General features: G+C 69.6%; 14 protein-coding genes and 1 pseudogene. 4 read left to right on the top strand and 11 right to left on the bottom strand.

All coding sequences use genetic code 11. The features are described from left to right. Nucleotides 1-25: 25 nt before the first annotated feature. The 10 genes from DD1DGNOD_RS09740 to DD1DGNOD_RS09695 all read right to left on the bottom strand — a co-directional run bounded on the left by DD1DGNOD_RS09740 (nt 26) and on the right by DD1DGNOD_RS09695 (nt 11,731). Nucleotides 26-2,497, bottom strand: coding sequence for a SpoIIE family protein phosphatase (locus tag DD1DGNOD_RS09740; RefSeq protein WP_206443054.1), 2,472 nt, complete (start codon nt 2,495-2,497; stop codon nt 26-28). A 255-nt stretch (nt 2,498-2,752) separates the two neighbouring features. Next, nucleotides 2,753-4,126 (bottom strand): ribosome biogenesis GTPase Der, encoded by a 1,374-nt coding sequence (gene der, locus DD1DGNOD_RS09735; protein ID WP_131766300.1) that lies wholly within the window; start codon nt 4,124-4,126, stop codon nt 2,753-2,755. Nucleotides 4,127-4,269: 143 nt separating this feature from the next. Next, nucleotides 4,270-4,992: a lysophospholipid acyltransferase family protein gene (locus DD1DGNOD_RS09730; protein ID WP_131766299.1), complete on the bottom strand. Its 723-nt coding sequence runs from the start codon at nt 4,990-4,992 to the stop codon at nt 4,270-4,272. Beyond that, nucleotides 4,989-5,681, bottom strand: a complete 693-nt coding sequence (gene cmk / locus DD1DGNOD_RS09725; RefSeq protein ID WP_430827790.1) for a (d)CMP kinase — start codon at nt 5,679-5,681, stop codon at nt 4,989-4,991. Before cmk ends, DD1DGNOD_RS09730 begins: the two co-directional genes overlap by 4 nt. Before the next feature lie 347 nt (nt 5,682-6,028). After that, nucleotides 6,029-7,156 (bottom strand): prephenate dehydrogenase, encoded by a 1,128-nt coding sequence (locus DD1DGNOD_RS09720; RefSeq protein WP_131766297.1) that lies wholly within the window; start codon nt 7,154-7,156, stop codon nt 6,029-6,031. 206 nt (nt 7,157-7,362) lie between these two features. Further along, entirely contained in the window at nt 7,363-8,109 is a 747-nt protein-coding gene (locus tag DD1DGNOD_RS09715) for a pseudouridine synthase (RefSeq protein ID WP_131766296.1), read from the bottom strand. A 26-nt stretch (nt 8,110-8,135) separates the two neighbouring features. Continuing rightward, complete coding sequence (gene scpB / locus DD1DGNOD_RS09710) at nt 8,136-8,771, bottom strand: SMC-Scp complex subunit ScpB (protein WP_131769945.1); 636 nt, start codon at nt 8,769-8,771, stop codon at nt 8,136-8,138. Continuing rightward, a complete protein-coding gene (locus DD1DGNOD_RS09705) occupies nt 8,768-9,838 on the bottom strand; it encodes a segregation and condensation protein A (RefSeq protein ID WP_430827789.1) in 1,071 nt (356 codons plus the stop codon). Before DD1DGNOD_RS09705 ends, scpB begins: the two co-directional genes overlap by 4 nt. A gap of 133 nt (nt 9,839-9,971) precedes the next feature. Then, nucleotides 9,972-10,667 (bottom strand): Zn-dependent membrane protease, encoded by a 696-nt coding sequence (locus DD1DGNOD_RS09700; RefSeq protein ID WP_131766294.1) that lies wholly within the window; start codon nt 10,665-10,667, stop codon nt 9,972-9,974. Between the two features lie 80 nt (nt 10,668-10,747). Beyond that, on the bottom strand, nt 10,748-11,731 hold the full coding sequence (locus DD1DGNOD_RS09695; RefSeq protein WP_131766293.1) for a ParA family protein: 984 nt from the start codon (nt 11,729-11,731) through the stop codon (nt 10,748-10,750). A 356-nt stretch (nt 11,732-12,087) separates the two neighbouring features. Here DD1DGNOD_RS09695 and DD1DGNOD_RS09690 point away from each other — a divergent pair, with 356 nt between their 5' ends. From DD1DGNOD_RS09690 to DD1DGNOD_RS09680, 4 genes and pseudogenes are all read left to right on the top strand, one after another. Continuing rightward, a complete protein-coding gene (locus DD1DGNOD_RS09690) occupies nt 12,088-13,191 on the top strand; it encodes an S-(hydroxymethyl)mycothiol dehydrogenase (protein WP_131766310.1) in 1,104 nt (367 codons plus the stop codon). A 168-nt stretch (nt 13,192-13,359) separates the two neighbouring features. Continuing rightward, entirely contained in the window at nt 13,360-14,010 is a 651-nt protein-coding gene (locus DD1DGNOD_RS09685; protein ID WP_131766292.1) for an MBL fold metallo-hydrolase, read from the top strand. Then, nucleotides 13,989-14,204 (top strand): putative leader peptide, encoded by a 216-nt coding sequence (locus tag DD1DGNOD_RS31125; protein WP_430827788.1) that lies wholly within the window; start codon nt 13,989-13,991, stop codon nt 14,202-14,204. The genes DD1DGNOD_RS09685 and DD1DGNOD_RS31125 overlap by 22 nt, the downstream gene beginning before the upstream one ends. A gap of 125 nt (nt 14,205-14,329) precedes the next feature. Further along, a pseudogene (locus DD1DGNOD_RS09680) lies at nt 14,330-14,943 on the top strand (TauD/TfdA dioxygenase family protein); the annotation flags it as partial. Between the two features lie 81 nt (nt 14,944-15,024). Here DD1DGNOD_RS09680 and DD1DGNOD_RS09675 read toward each other — a convergent pair. Beyond that, nucleotides 15,025-15,463, bottom strand: a 439-nt coding sequence (locus DD1DGNOD_RS09675; protein ID WP_131769944.1) for an ATP-binding cassette domain-containing protein, incomplete at its 5' end; no start/stop codon positions are given.

Here is a 15,463-nt window from a genome sequence, read left to right as displayed (position 1 = left end):
ACCTTCAGTCTCCGCCCGGGAGCGTTCAGCAGCTGGTCGGGAGTGGCTGCTCGGCCCAGATGATTTTGCCGTGTGGGGTGTGGCGGGTGCCCCACCGTTGGGTGAGCTGAGCGACGAGGAGCAGGCCACGGCCGCCCTCGTCGAAGACGCGGGCGCGGCGCAGGTGAGGTGCGGTGCTGCTGGCGTCGGAGACCTCGCAGATAAGACTGCTCTCGTGGATCAGCCGAAGCTGGATGGGCGCAACGGCGTGGCGGATGGCGTTGGTGACCAGTTCGCTGACCACGAGCTCGGTGACGAAGGACGCCTCCTCCAGCCCCCAGGCGGCGAGCTGGTCGGTCGCCATCTGCCGGGCCTGGGCCACCACCGCCGGGTCCGCGGGCAGGTCCCAGACGGCAACCTGGGAGGCGTCCATGCCCTGGGTGCGGGCGAGGAGCACAGCGACGTCGTCGGTGGGGACACCGCCGGGCAGCAGCGCCTCCAGCACGTTGTCGCAGATCTGCTCCAGGGACGACGTGCTACTGCTGCTGGTCAGGACACGGCTCAGCCGGGCGAATCCGACGTCGGTATCCGCATCCGCACCGGCGCCGGTGCCGTGGTCGCCGGACTCGATCGGACCGTTGGTGAACAGGGCGATCAGGCTGCCGTCGGGCAGCTCCAGCTCGACGGACTCGAAGGGCAGGCCACCGAGGCCCAGCGGGGGGCCGGCGGGCAGTTCGGGAAAGTCGACCGTCCCGTCCGGGGCGACGACGGAGGACACGGGGTGGCCGGCGCGAGCAAGCGTGCAGCGGCGGGAAATCGGGTCGTAGACCGCATACAGACAGCTGGCACCGATCTCCCCGGCCGCCCCCTCCATCTCCTCGGCCCCTGGGTCTTCTTCCCGGTCGGCCAGACGCAGGACAAGGTCGTCGAGATGCGTGAGCAACTCGTCGGGCGGCATGTCCATGTCGGCGAGGGTGCGGACCGCCAGACGCAGGCGTCCCATGGTGGCCAACGCCTGGATGCCGTGCCCGACCACGTCGCCCACCACGAGGGCGACCCTGGCTCCGGACAGCGGGACGACGTCGAACCAGTCACCGCCCACCCCGGCCCCGGAGCCGGCCGGCGGATGGCGGGAGGCGACCGCCACCGCCACGTGCGGGGACGTGCGCTGCGGCAACATGCTTCGCTGCAGAGCCAGCACGGTGTTGTGCTCGTGGGTGTAGCGGCGGGCGTTGTCGATGCACAGCGCAGCCCTGGCCGTGATCTCCTCGGCGAGAAGCAGGTCGTCGGTGTCGAACGGGTCAGGGGTGCGATGCCGCAGGAACACCGCGAGTCCGAGGGTCGTCCCGCGGGCAAGCAACGGCACCACGACGAGCGAATGGATCCCGTGCACGCGGACGCTGCGCGCACGCGCCGTGTCGTGCTCCAACCACGCCTGGATGTCGGGGGTGTCGATCGCATGCCGCGACGGCCTGCCGGTGACCAGGGCGCGGGCCATGGGCGAGTCCTCGCAGCAGCGGTCTGTCTTTCCCGGCTCGACCGTGGACTCCGGGCAGCCGTCCAGGACGGACTGCTGTGCGGCCCGGCAGAGGAGCACGCCGCCGGCGGCGGCCCGGCGCAGGTCCGCCTCGTTGTCACCGACGGCGGAGTCGAGCAGGTCGACGCTGACGAAGTCGGCGAACTGCTCGGCGGCCACGTCCGCGAGCTCCTGGGCGGTCCGCGCCGTGTCCAGGGTGGTTCCGATGCGGACGCTGGCCGCGTTCACGATGGCCAGCCGCTGCCTGGCCCGGTACTGCGTGGTGGTGTCGAGAGCTGCCGTCGACACCCCCCGCACCATGCCTCCGGGGTCCTTCAACGGATAGAGGAAGATCGACCAGGCGTGCGCGCGGCTCTCGCCAGGCAGCGGAGTGACCGTCTCCAGAGTCAACCGTTCCCCCGTGCGGATCACCTGTGCCATCAGTTGTTCGACCTGGTCGGCGGTAAGGCTGGGGTAGATCTCCCCCGGACGGAGTCCGAGTACTGCTTCTTCTCGCGCGGCTATGACGCGCTGCGCTTCCTCGTTGCCTCCCACCAGGCGCTTCTCACGGTCGTAGATCCCGAGGACGATCGGCATCTGGTCGAGTGCCCAGTTCTTGAGCGCCGCCGCCGTGTCATGGCGCGAACCTGGTTCGCCCGGCTCGAGGGCCACCACGACCCAGCCGGTGTTTCCCCGCACACCGTGCGTCGAGGCCGCGTGGATGTCGACCTCGACGGCTCGGCCGTCCCGGTGCCGCAGCACCACCCGGCCGTTGCACTCCTCCCCCCGCCCGATGCCGGGTAGCGCCGACGCCGGAAAGTCCACGGCAAGAAGGTCCGCCGCGGCGCGTCCCAGCACCTCGTACGGCCGATAGCCCAGCAGTCGACCGGCTCCCGCCGTCCATGCGGTGAGGACACCTCGAGCGTCCAGCGCGGCCATCGCTATGCCGGCCACTGCCGCGGGAACGTCAGCCCCGTCCCGTGAAGGCTCTCTTTCGCTCATCCACACCCGTCTCGGCATCGCCGAAGCCCGCGACCTGCCAAGCTGACAGGCTGGCAAGCCGCTGACCTGCCATCCCGGCGAATCAGGCCCCACCCCCATTACCACCGAGCATGGCACCCTGCGGCGGACCGCTCAACCAGACGGATACCGGCAATCAAGAAAATCGATCTGTCGCCGATCTCATGGTTGGTAGGCCTTTGTCTCGCTCGACCGGCGCACCGGCCAGGAGGCTCAGATGCGCACCGGTCAGGCGGCTCACCGGCGTTTCTCGCCCCGTTCACGGACCCGGATCGAAATCTCGATCGGCGTTCCGGCAAAACCAAAATCCTCGCGCAGCCTGCGCTCCAGGAAGCGACGGTAGGCCGGCTCGAGGAAACCCGTCGAGAAGATGACGAAACGGGGTGGCCGCACCCCGGCCTGCGTTGCGAACAGCACGCGGGGCAGCCGGCCGCCCCGTGACGGCGGCGGGGTGGCCGCCACGACCTCGCCCAGCCAGGTGTTGAGCCGGCCGGTGGAGATGCGCGTCCCCCACGACTCCAGCGAGGTCCGCAGCGCCAGCGCCAGTCGGTCGACCGCGCGGCCGGTCGTCGCCGACACGTTCACCCGCGGCGCCCAGGCCACCCGGCCCAGATCCCGGATGATCTCCCGTTCCAGGGTGAGCCTGCGGTCCTCGTCGAGCAGGTCCCACTTGTTGAACGCCAGCACCAGGGCCCGTCCGGCCTCGAGCACCATGGTGATCACCCGCTGGTCCTGTTCGGTGAGCGGCTCACTGGCGTCCAACAGGACGATCGCGACCTCCGCGGCTTCAAGCGCGGCCGCGGTACGCAACGACGAGTAGTACTCCGCGCCGCTGGCCTCCCGGACCCGCCGCCGAAGGCCCGCAGTGTCGACGAACTTCCAGGTCTCCCCCCCGACCGTCACCAGTTCGTCAACCGGGTCACGGGTGGTACCGGCGACGTCGTGCACCAGCGACCGCTGCGTGCCGGCCAACCGGTTGAGCAGGCTGGACTTGCCGACGTTCGGCCGGCCCAGCAGCGCAACCCGCCGCGGCCCGTCCACCTCCTCGAAGCGTTCCCGGGGCGCCGGCGGGAGGGCTTCGAGCACGGCGTCGAGCAGGTCCCCGCTGCCCCGGCCGTGCAGGGACGAGACGGGATGCGGCTCACCGAGCCCGAGGCTCCACAACGCGGTGGCGTCGGCTTCGCCGCGGGAGTCGTCGACCTTGTTCGCCGCGAGGACCACCGGCAGTCCCGACCGGTGCAGCACGCGCGCGACGGCTTCGTCCGCGTCGGTGGCCCCGACGGTGGCGTCGACCACGAACAGCACCGCGTCGGCGGTGTCCAAAGCGGCGCGCGCCTGCTCGGCGACCCGGGCCGCCAACCCGTGCGCGTCCGGCTCCCAGCCGCCGGTGTCAACCACCACAAAACGCCGGCCGTTCCAGGTCGCGTCATAGGCGACGCGGTCCCGGGTCACTCCGGGGACGTCCTCGACGACCGCGGCCCGCCGGCCGAGTATCCGGTTCACCAGCGTCGACTTGCCGACATTGGGACGTCCGACGACCGCCAGTACCGGCTGGCGGTCGTCGGAGTCGGACCGGTGTCCGGCCTCGTCCTGCGGCGCCTGCGAAGCCACACTCACAACGTCCTCGTCTCTGCGATCTCTATGATCTCTGCGGTCTGTCAGATCTGGTCGGCTCGGGATCGCCTCGGTCCCGCCGACGGCTCGTCCCGATGGCCGGAGGCAGCGCGACCATGCTCCTGACGCGCCCGGGCCGCCTACGACCCAGGCGGCAGGCGGGCCTGGGCCAGATGGTCTGCGATCTTGATCCGGATGTCCTCGGCCACCGCCGCCAACGCCCGCCGTGACCGCGGGTTGGCAGGGATCTCCACCTCGAACGGATGTCCGAAGACCATCCGCGCGTGGACGGAGCGCCGCGGCCAACGCGCCCCCCTCGGCAGGACCCGACCCGTGTCGATACACGCGACCGGCACCACCGGGCATCGACCGTGAACGGCCAGGTAGGCGATACCGTGCTGCACGTTCTCCACCTCGCCGCTGCCCCGGGTCCCCTCCGGGAACACCCCGATCGCACCGCCACGCGACAGCTCGTCGAGTGCGGTGTGTAATGCGGACCGGTCGGGTCGGCCGCGGTCGATCGGGATCTGGCCGGACATGCGCAGCAGCCGACCGAGGACACCCTTGTACATCTCGGACTTCACCAGGCATCGGACCGTACGCGGCGCCTCGATCACGACCAGGGGCCCGTCCAGCAGGCTGCTGTGATTACCCGCAAAGATCAAGGGGCCGGTAGCCGGGATCCGGTCCAGCCCTTCGAGCCTCAGATGCATGACAACCCTGTTCAGAACCAGACGAAACGGTGGTTTGAACACCTTGTGAAGGACATCGTTGTACGGCCGGGACGCCGCTCCGCGGTGCGGCGCCACAGCGGGCGGCCGCCTGCGGTCAGGGCTGGTGCTGTCCGGGCCTTCGATCGTCATGACGCGCGGGCCGATACCCGTTCACAGTGTCGGAGAACCTCGTCCACGACGTCCTGGACGGACAGCCCGGTCGAATCGAGCACTATCGCGTCGTCGGGGACGGCCAACGGGTCCGCGGCGCGGGTGCTGTCCAGGACGTCCCGGCGGTCGAGTTCGGCGAGGGTGCGGGCCACGTCGTCGATGCCCTTCTCCCCCAGCTGATGCGACCGCCGCAACGCCCGGACCTCGGTCGACGCGGTCAGGAACACCTTGACTGGGGCGTGCGGGGCGACGACCGAACCGATGTCGCGACCCTCCACCACTATGCCCACCGGCGACGCCTCAGCGATGATCTGCTGCTGGCGGGCGACCAGACGCCGGCGAACGGCGGGCACCGCGGCCACCGCGCTCACCGCGTTGGTCACCGCCCTGGTCCTGATCTTGTCGTCCACCGCCTCGCCGTTCACCGCGATCGCCGGATTGTCCGGGCTGGTACCGACCGTGAGCACCGCCCGCTCCGCGAGCTCGGCGACCGCATTGTGATCTTCGATGTCGATCCGGCTCTCCAGGGCAACCTGGGTCACTGCCCGGTACATCGCACCCGTGTCGAGATACCGCAGGCCGAGCCGCCGAGCGATCTCCCGGGCGACAGTGCTCTTGCCCGACCCTCCCGGCCCGTCCACGGCGATGACGAATCCGTCGCGGACCACCCGTTGCGGCGGCGGCGCAGCCGGGTCGGGCCCGTCGGGCCGCCAGGGCTCACCGGGCCCGGCGCGACGGCCTTCGCCGCCTGTGGGCACCTCCTGCTCACCGGTAGCCGACGCAACCACCGGCTCGCGGGAACCGCGGTCGTGTTCCACCGTTTCCTCCGTCCAGACGCGACAACAGCACCAGAACCACAAACCCGTCTACACCAGAAACCCGTCGGCAACCGACGCGGTGAAACCGACCCGACCCGGATGATCACCCAAGCCGGCGCCGATGCGGTCAACCCGGCTCAGGCTACCCGGGGCCGCCCATCCGGGAAGGGCGGCGTTCCATCCGGGAAGGATGGCGCTCATGAGCGGCGATAGGCGGTCCACCCGGCCGCGGCCAACCGATCCAGCAGAGCGTCGACGATGTCCGGCGAAACAGCGAGCTCAACGATGCCGGCCGGAGCGTCGAGATTGTGCTCGAACGCGGCAATGTCCTCGACATTGATCTGCCAGTCGCCGATCGCGGTGAACAGGGCGCCCAGCTGGCCGGGCCGATCGGCGAGCACCACCCCCACCCACGCCCACGCCCACGGCCGCGACACCGCACCGGCCTTGCGGGGCAGCAGCGCCCGACCGGCGTTGCCGCTGGTCATGAGCGTGCGGACCGCCAGGACGACCTCCTGTTCACTGCCCCGGTCGAGGACGTCGGCAAGCCGCGCGAGCTGCGCGGTCAGGCTGCGAGCCTGGGCTGCGACCGGACCGCGGTTACCCTCCAGGATCGACGACCACAGGCCAGGGTCGCTGTCCGCCAGACGCGTCACGTCCCGGAATCCCTGACCGGCCAGGGCCAGCTCGCCGGCGGCGAGATCGGGCGTGGCTGCGGCGAGCAGACTCGCAACCACCTGCGGCAGATGGGACAGGGCAGCCATCGCCTGGTCATGCCGATCCGCGGTCGTGTGCACCGGCGTGGCGCCACAGGCATGGGCGATCGCGACCGTGGCCTCCAGCGCGGCCGGCGAGGTGTGCGGCAGCGGGCACACGACCCACGTCCGCTCGGCGAACAGGTCGGCACGGGCCGAGGCCGCACCACCTCGCTCCCGTCCGGCGATCGGATGCGCCGGACACCACGCCGAGAGGTCACACCCCGCCTGCACGGCCTCGACGATCGGTCTGGCCTTCACGCTCGCGACGTCACTGACGGTCTCGGCGAGTCCGGCCCGCTGCAACCGCCGCAGTTCCCCCGCGACCGCGTGCGGGGGGACGGCGATCACCGCGTGCCCGACGGGTTCCCCGTGCCAGGGACGGCCGGCACCCATGACCTCGGCAACCTTCACCTGCTCGGCGTCGATGTCGGCCAGCAGGACGTCAACACCGCCGCCAGTTAATGCCAGCCCGATGCTGGTGCCGATCAGCCCGGAGCCGACGATCCCCACCCGAGGCGGTGGTGGCCGGTGTCGGGGGGATCGAGATGCGCCGGATGTGACAGCCACCGCGCCACCATAGTTCCCGGACAGGTCCTGGGTGTTTCCGCGGGTCGACCACGGTTTCTCCCGCGTTCTCCCGGGCCTTCTCCCCCTCCCTCCCCCCGCTGGGCCGGGTCGCCCAAGCCGAGGCCCGAGAACACTCCCCGCGACCCCGTTCGCGCCCGCAGGCACGTTCCGCTGCCATAGCCGTGTTCGCCGCCGCAACGGCGTTCCTACAGGTCGACCTCGCGGTAGAGGGCGCCGACCTCGCCCCTCGACAGGTGCCGGGTCCGGCCCACCCGCAGCGAGCCGAGGTACACAGGACCTATCCGGGTCCGCACCAGCCGGCGCACGGGGTGGCCGACGGCGTCCATCAGGCGGCGCACCACCCGGTTGCGCCCCTCGTGCAGTGTGATCTCGAGCATGACACGCGAACCGGCCGAACTGACGATCCGGACGGCGTCCACCCTCACCGGACCATCGGTGAGGTCGACCCCCTGGCGCAACCGCCGGGGAACGTCCCGGCCGACCGGCCCGGCGATCTCGACCAGGTAGGTCTTGGCGACACCGAACGACGGATGCGACAGCCGGTGGGCCAGCTCCCCGTCGTTGGTCACCAGCAGCAGACCCTCGCTGTCGGCGTCCAGACGCCCGACGTGGAACAGCCCCGGGCCCGCGTCGGCGACGAGGTCCGCGACGGTCGGCCGGCCGCGGTCGTCCGACATCGCCGACAGCACTCCGACGGGCTTGTTCAACGCCAGGTGCACCAGGCCCGTCCTGGTCACAACGCGTTCACCGTCGACCTCGATGATCGCGGTCTGCGGATCGACCCGCATACCCTGCGCTTCGACCACCCGGCCGTCCACCCGCACCCGACCCGCGGCGATCAGCTCCTCGCTGTGCCGGCGGGAACCGACCCCGGCCGCGGCAAGCACCTTCTGCAGGCGGACGCCCTCAGCATTCGCGTCACCGGTTGTCATGGGCCTCCGCCCTGTCCGCGAGCCTGTCACGGGCTCTCAATGTCATCCACGTCGGCGATGCCGGGCAGCAGCGGGGCCAGCGGAGGCAGCTCGTCGAGATGCCGCAGACCCATCCGTTCCAGAAAGTAGTCGGTGGTCCGGTACAGCGTGGCGCCGCTGTCGGGGTCGGTACCGGCCTCCTCGACCAGCCGGCGGGCGGTCAGGGTACGGATCACCCCGTCGGCGGACACACCCCGTACCGCCGAGATCCGCCCACGGCTGACCGGCTGCTGATAGGCGACGACCGCCAGGGTCTCCAGCGCCGCCTGGGACAGTTTCGGGCTCTGGCCGGCGAGGACGAACCGCTCGACCCAGGAGGCGCACGCCTCGCTGGTGTAGAAACGCCAGCCGCCACCGACGTCACGCAGGCTGAAGCCACGGCCGTCGGCGATGTACCCCAGGGCCAGCTCGACGACGACACGTTCGATCTCGGCGGCGGGAACACCCAGGCATACCGCGATCTCGGTGATCGGGACCGGGTTCTCCGCGACCATCAGGATCGCCTCGACGAGAGCGGGCAACGGCGGTCGCGGTACGTCGTCGTCCACGCTCCGCCCACCCTCACCCGGGATGTCGGCCCCCACGGTTTCGAGACCGGCGACCGGATCCGCTTCCCCTGTCATCGCGGTCGTGATCCTCGTTTCCGGCTTCTGCCGATCTCGGCCTTGTCTGTGCTGTCAGTACTGTCGGTGCTCTCAGTACTGCCGGTGTTCCCGGTGTTCCCGGTGCTGTCGGTGCTGTCGGTGTCACTGCCGCCGTCGGGATCGTCGGCGCCGATGCCGGGGCTGTGCACGCTGTGCACGCCGTCCGCCGCACCCCGGACCGGCGTCGACTCCGCGGACCCCGAGGGCTCGGAATCGGCCACCCACCGTACTGTCAATTCTCCCAGGGGAACCTCCTGGGAGAAGGCGACCCGGCCTTCCCGGAAGAGCTCGAGGAGGGCGAGGAAACGCGCGACCACCTCGATTGTCTGCCGGCAGTCCGCGCACAGCGCCTGGAACGACGCGCTACCGACCTCGCGCAATTTCTCGATCACGGCGAGCATGTGCTCGCGGATGTTGATCCTCGGCAGGTGGACGTGGTCGGTGGCGACCTGCGGAGGCGGCGGAGGTTCCCGCAACCGTGCCGCGAGCCGGGCGAGCTCGACCGGTCCGATACCGATCTGCACCTCCGGGAGAGCCTGCGCATAGCGCGGTTCCAACGGCACGGCCCGGGGGACGTGGCGAGCTTCGAGGGCCATCAGGCCCACGAACAGAACCGACGCCTCCTTGTATGCCTTGTACTGCAGCAACCGGGCGAACAGCAGGTCACGGGCCTCCAGCAGGGCGAGGTCCTCCGCCTCATCCTCGGAGATCGCCCCTGGCAGCAGACGGGCCGCCTTGAGGTCGAGCAGGGTCGCGGCGATCACCAGGAACTCGGTGGCCTGCCCGAGGTCGAAACCGGGGCCCAACCGACGGATGTGGGCCACGAACTCGTCGGTGACCTGGGAGAGCGCAACCTCGGTGACGTCCATCTTGTGCTTGGCGATCAGGGACAGCAGCAGGTCGAACGGTCCGCTGAAGTTGGCGAGCTCGACCACGAAGGCGTTGCCGGACCCGCCACGGCCGGTCGGCGCCGCAGCTTCGGGCACCGTGACTTCGGGCACCAGCGCAGTCACGATCGGTCGAGGAGATGTCCCGGTCCGTGCCATAACACGACGCTACCGCCGCCGCGTCGCGAGCCGTCCCGGACCGCACGTCCGTTCGAGCGGAGCCGGTTGCCCGTGGGGTGCGGGGACGGCCGGGCGGACGATCTGAACCGCACGGACAATCCGAAGCAGGCGTTCAACCGAGGGCGACGTCGATGTTGACAATCCTGCCCAGACCCCGCAGCAGCGGCAGGATGAGCTGGCCGACGACCGAGGGGAACGACACGAACAGCACCGGCAGCAGGAGGATCACCAGCAGGATGACGATGCCGACGTTGTTCTCGCGAAGTTGGTAGTGGGCCCGGTGCCAGCTCGGCGTCTGCGGGCCGAGCAGGAACAGCACCCGCCCGCCGTCCGCGGGAGGGACCGGGATGAGGCTCAGGATGAACAACGACCCGAACGTGCCCGCCATCCACAGCAGCAGCCGGGCGGGAAAACCGCCCGCGCCGGCGACCTTCAGGATGCGGTCGCCTTCGACGAGCAGGAGCGGTTCGGAGACGAACTTGAATCCGACGATCGAGACGAAGGCGAGCAGCAGGTAGGCCAGCGGACCGGCCAGCACCGCCGCGGCCACGTGGAACCGTCGTTTGCGCCACACGTCGTTCATGGGAATCGGCTCGGTCCATCCGACACCGGCGATGAGCATCGCGACCGCGCTGAAAGGGCTGACGCGGTGTTTCAGCGATGCCGTCAGGCGCCCGCTGCGCAGCGGGCTGGGATCCCGCAGCAGCCTTGCGGCAACGACCTGCGCGCCGTCATGAACGTAGATCCCGATGAGGAGCGCGAGAACGATCCCCAGAAGCGCCGCGGGTTCGGCCAGGTAGAACAGCACGCCTCTACAGGTTCCTTATCCCGTCCCGCTTCCCGAACGTCCGCATCCCGATCACCGGCCACCCCCGCTCGCCCGGCTCCTCACCCCGCCGCGGACCGGGTCGCATGCCTGATCATCAGCTCGCGGGCCAGCCGCCGATATCCGTCCGCACCCACGGACGTGGGCGCGTAGGTAGTGATCGGCTCACCGGCCACGGTGGTCTCCGGGAAGCGTACCGTCCGGTTGATCACCGTGTGGAAGACCTCGTCCGGGAAGCGTTCCACCACCCTCGCCAGCACTTCCCGTGCATGCAGGGTCCGCGCATCGTACATGGTGGCCAGGATGCCGGCGAGTTCCAGGCGGGAGTTCAACCGGTCACGCACCTTGTCGATGGTGTCCAGCAGCAGGGCGACGCCGCGCAGGGCGAAGTACTCGCACTCCAGCGGCACGATGACGGCGTCGGCGGCGGTCAGGGCGTTCACGGTCAGCAGACCCAGGGACGGCTGGCAGTCAATGAGGATCACGTCGTAGACCGAGCGGACCGGTGCCAGGGCACGGGCCAGGGTGTGCTCCCGGCCGACCTCCGTGACGAGCAGCATTTCCGCGGCCGACAGGTCGATGTTGCTCGGCAGCAGATCCAGGCCGTCGACCTGGGTCGGGACTATCACCTCACCGATCTCGGACTCGGCGCCGAGCAGGAGATCGTGCACGGTGCGTTCGAGCACCATCGGATTGATACCGAGCCCGACCGACAGCGCGCCCTGCGGGTCGAAGTCGACCAGCAGGGTACGGCGACCGTATTCGGCGAGCGCGGCACCGAGATTGATCGTGCTCGTCGTCTTACCAACGCCGCCTTTCTGGTTGCACATGGCGACCACCCAGGCGGGCCCGTGAGTCGACAACAGAGGTGGTGCGGGAAAGACGGGCAACGGGCGTCCGGTGGGACCGATCTCACCGGCGTTCAGGCCGGAGGGGACGTCGGCACCGTCGAGTCGGCCGTCATCGGGCAGCGCTGGATCCCCGACGGTCATCCGCCCGTACGGGTGGCGTACCTGGGCCGCCATCGGCGAAGTATCGGCGGTCATGTCGAGGGACCTGCTCCCTTCTTGCGGATCCGTGCGCGGAGAGCAGAAGCGGACCGTCAGGAGCGTACCGATAGTTGAGCGGGAGCATGGCGCCGGGTAGGCCGCCCCGGCCCTCCACAGCCGATGTTCCGGTCCGGCCCCGGCCGGGTTCCACCGGTAGCGACAGATAGCGCTTGGTAACAGTTAGTAGTGATACCAGGACGCGTTCTCGCCGGCGGGAATTGCCGGGCCGTTGCGAACAGTGATTGGCTGAACGCGCCTGGACAGCCAAGGGCGGCGCGATCATGTTTGTTTCGCACACCCAGGCGGCCTGGGCCCCTGGGTCACTGACGGTCGACGACGACGGGAGCATGGCGATGGGTTCGGCAGCGGGTTCGGTGACTGTGCGCGGTGTGGTGTCCCTCGAGAAGGGCGCCCCCGTCGTCCTGACCGAGATAGTCGTCCCCGAGCCGGGGCCGGGGGAGGCTCGGGTACGGGTCCAGGCGTGCGGCGTCTGCCACACCGATCTGCACTACCGCGAGGGCGCCATCAACGACGACTACCCCTTCCTCCTCGGCCACGAGGCCGCCGGGGTCGTCGAGGCCGTGGGCGACGGGGTCACCTCGCCCGTGCCCGGCGACTACGTGGTGATCGCCTGGCGGGCGCCCTGCGGGACCTGCCGCTCCTGCCTGCGAGGCAGGCCGTGGTACTGCTTCGACTCCCGCAACGCCACCCAGCCGATGACGCTGGCGGCCGACGGCCGGCAACTGTCACCGGCGCTGGGCATCGGGGCCTTCGCCGAAGCGACCCTCGTGGCGGCCGGCCAGTGCGTGAAGGTCGACCCGGCGGCACGCCCGGAGGCCGCCGGGCTGATCGGCTGTGGGGTGATGGCCGGTTTCGGCGCAGCGGTCAACACCGGTGGGGTCACCCGGGGTGAGACAGTCGCCGTGTTCGGTTGCGGAGGCGTGGGGGACGCCGCCATCGCCGGGGCGGCCCTCGCAGGCGCCAGAAAGATCATCGCGGTCGACATCGACCCACGCAAGCTGGAATGGGCACGCCGGTTCGGCGCCACTCACACCATTGACGCACGTGACCTCGACCCGGTGGAGATGATCAGGTCGCTCACCGAAGGTAACGGCGCTGATGTGGTCATCGAAGCGGTCGGCCACCCGGAGACCTACCGGCAGGCGTTTTTCGCCCGGGATCTCGCCGGGCGGCTCGTCCTCGTCGGAGTCCCCGACCCGTCGATGACCCTCGAGCTCCCGATGATCGAGGTGTTCAGCCGTGGGGGCTCGCTGAAATCGTCCTGGTACGGCGACTGCCTACCCAGCCGGGACTTCCCGATCCTGATCGATCTCTACCGGGCGGGTCGGCTCGACCTCGACGGGTTCGTGACCGAGACCGTGGGCCTCGGCGACGTCGAAGAGGCCTTCACCCGGATGCGGCAGGGCGGCGTGCTGCGCAGCGTCGTTAGGCTCTGACCGGCATGTACGTCCAGCCCGCGACGGGCGCGTCCGATCCAGGATAAGTCCGCCGGTGACCGGTCCGGGCGAGTCGGGGATGATCGGTCCGGACGAGTCCGGTTGATCGGTCCGGGTGACCGGTCCGATTCACCCGGACGACCATAGGACGACGGGAACGGAGAACGCGTGGCGAGACACGACGGAGTGCGAGTCGATCGGATCATCACCCGTGGCGAGTTCCTGATCGACGGCCAGAGCTTCACTGTCGACAACAACATCTGGCTGGTCGGGGACGACAGCGAGGTACTGGTCATCGATGCCGCGCACGACCCGTCGGTGATCCTTGCCGCGATCGAGGGCCGCCGGGTGTCGATGATCGTAGCGACGCACGGTCACAATGATCACATCAACGCGGCCGTGGAGCTGTCCGACCGGGTGCAGGCCCCGATCGCCTTGTGCCAGGCCGACCTCATGCTCTGGGAGGCGGTCTACCCGGGTCGCCCACCGGACCTCCAGCTCGCCGACGGCCAGCAGATCCCGATCGCGCGAGGCGGCCGGCTGCATGTCATGCACACCCCTGGGCACTCCCCCGGCGGCGTGTGCCTGTACGGGGTGATCGGAGGGGAACCGGTCCTGTTCAGCGGCGACACCCTCTTCCGCGGCGGACCGGGCGCCACCGGACGGTCGTTCTCCGACTTCCCGACCCTGCTGAACTCGATCAGAAGACGTCTGCTGATACTGCCGCATGAGACGGTGGTGCACACCGGCCACGGCGACGACACCACCATCGGCACCGAGGCGCTCGAATACGATCAGTGGATCCTGCGCGGCCACTGACCGGCCGTCCGGACAGCTCGTCGAGTTCCTCCGTCGCGGTCGAGTTCCTCCATCATGCTCCAAAAACCTGGTCCTGCCGGTCATGGACACGGACTTCTCTTACATGTTGTAATCGGCTCCTGGATCAGGGAGCCGACCTGACGGCGCGGCTTTACGTGGACCTGGTACGCGTGTCCAGCGCCACCTGTCGCTGACACTCGACGACGGACCCGGCGACGGCGCCGAGGATTTTCCGTCCATCACGGGCAACCTTTACCACGGTCTGTGGCGATCCGTTTGCAAATCTGTCCCAGGGTCGGCGAAAGATGCCGACAGGGACGACGCCGGCAAGGTCACCCCGATTCACCGGATAGCGGCGGTGGACCTCAAGGATTATGAGCGGGCCCGCGCCGCGGCGAACGCCGACGACAGCTGGGACCCCTATCACTCCGACACGAGCTGGCGGCTGGTGCCGACCTGGGGGCCGTGTTGCGCGCGATCACCATATCCGATACCGGTGGTGACACCGTCTGGGTCGACGCCGGGCTTGCCTACGACGGGTTGTCCGACGACGTGAAAGACCGTCTCGCCGGTCTCCACGTCGCCCATGACTTCCGCGCCGCGCTGAACAGCGTGGGCCACGACTACCCGATCGTGGCGCACCCGATCGTGCGGGTGCACCGCGAGACCGGCGAAAAGATTCTCTGGGTGAATTTCACCCAGCGACCCTCGATTCTCGGGCTCGACAGGTCGGAAAGCAAAGAACTACTGACGCTCGTTCTGGACCAGTACCGGAAGCCGGAACACCAGGTCCGGTTCTCCTGGCGGCCCGGATCGATCCCATTCTGGGACAATCGCGCCACCGTCCATTACGGAGTACGCAACTACGGCGACTTTCCGCGGCTGCTGGAGCGGATCCTGATCGCCGACGAACCGCTCTACGCCGATCTGTAATCCGGTCGGCTTCCGTCGCCGTCACGGGTCACCTGATCCGTTTCCGGTGGCCCGGGCGGTGATGACACATAGTGACCTGGATCAGGTGGTGCGGAGGACGCGGGCCTGATCCGGGATCACTGCTTCCGGTGCGCCGGCGGACGCCTGCCCGTCCGCGCCGTTGAACTCCGCCCACATCCGCGCATACCGGCCACCGGCCCGGAGCAGCTCGGTATGGGGGCCCTGCTCGACGACTCGACCGGCGTCCATCACCACGACCCGGTCGGCGCGGGCGGCGGTGGTGAGCCGATGCGCCACCACCAGCGTGGTCCGCCGGCGCGTGACCCGCTCGGTGGCCTCGGTGACCGCCGCCTCCGTGGCCAGGTCAAGGGATGCGGTGGCCTCGTCGAGGAGCAGGATGTCGGGATCGGCCAGTTCCGCCCGCGCGAGAGCCAGCAGTTGACGCTGCCCGGCCGACAGGCCCCGGCCGCGCTCCCCGATCGGGTGGAGGTACCCCCCGGGCAACCGTACGATCATGGCG

It is taken from the genome of Candidatus Protofrankia californiensis (genome assembly GCF_900634765.1).
Taxonomy (GTDB): domain Bacteria; phylum Actinomycetota; class Actinomycetes; order Frankiales; family Frankiaceae; genus Protofrankia; species Protofrankia californiensis.
This window is presented reverse-complemented; position numbering and strand designations above follow the sequence as displayed.

What these genes read in the sequence shown, in the direction of transcription:
- DD1DGNOD_RS09730 (WP_131766299.1), bottom strand. Translation starts at nt 4,992, where the DNA reads ATGACGATCGAAGGCCCGGACAGCACCAGCCCTGACCGCAGGCGGCCG.
- scpB (WP_131769945.1), bottom strand. Translation starts at nt 8,771, where the DNA reads ATGACAGGGGAAGCGGATCCGGTCGCCGGTCTCGAAACCGTGGGGGCC.
- DD1DGNOD_RS09715 (WP_131766296.1), bottom strand. Translation starts at nt 8,109, where the DNA reads ATGACAACCGGTGACGCGAATGCTGAGGGCGTCCGCCTGCAGAAGGTG.
- DD1DGNOD_RS09695 (WP_131766293.1), bottom strand. Translation starts at nt 11,731, where the DNA reads ATGACCGCCGATACTTCGCCGATGGCGGCCCAGGTACGCCACCCGTAC.
- DD1DGNOD_RS09705 (WP_430827789.1), bottom strand. Translation starts at nt 9,838, where the DNA reads ATGGCACGGACCGGGACATCTCCTCGACCGATCGTGACTGCGCTGGTG.
- DD1DGNOD_RS09740 (WP_206443054.1), bottom strand. Translation starts at nt 2,497, where the DNA reads ATGAGCGAAAGAGAGCCTTCACGGGACGGGGCTGACGTTCCCGCGGCA.
- DD1DGNOD_RS09690 (WP_131766310.1), top strand. Translation starts at nt 12,088, where the DNA reads ATGGGTTCGGCAGCGGGTTCGGTGACTGTGCGCGGTGTGGTGTCCCTC.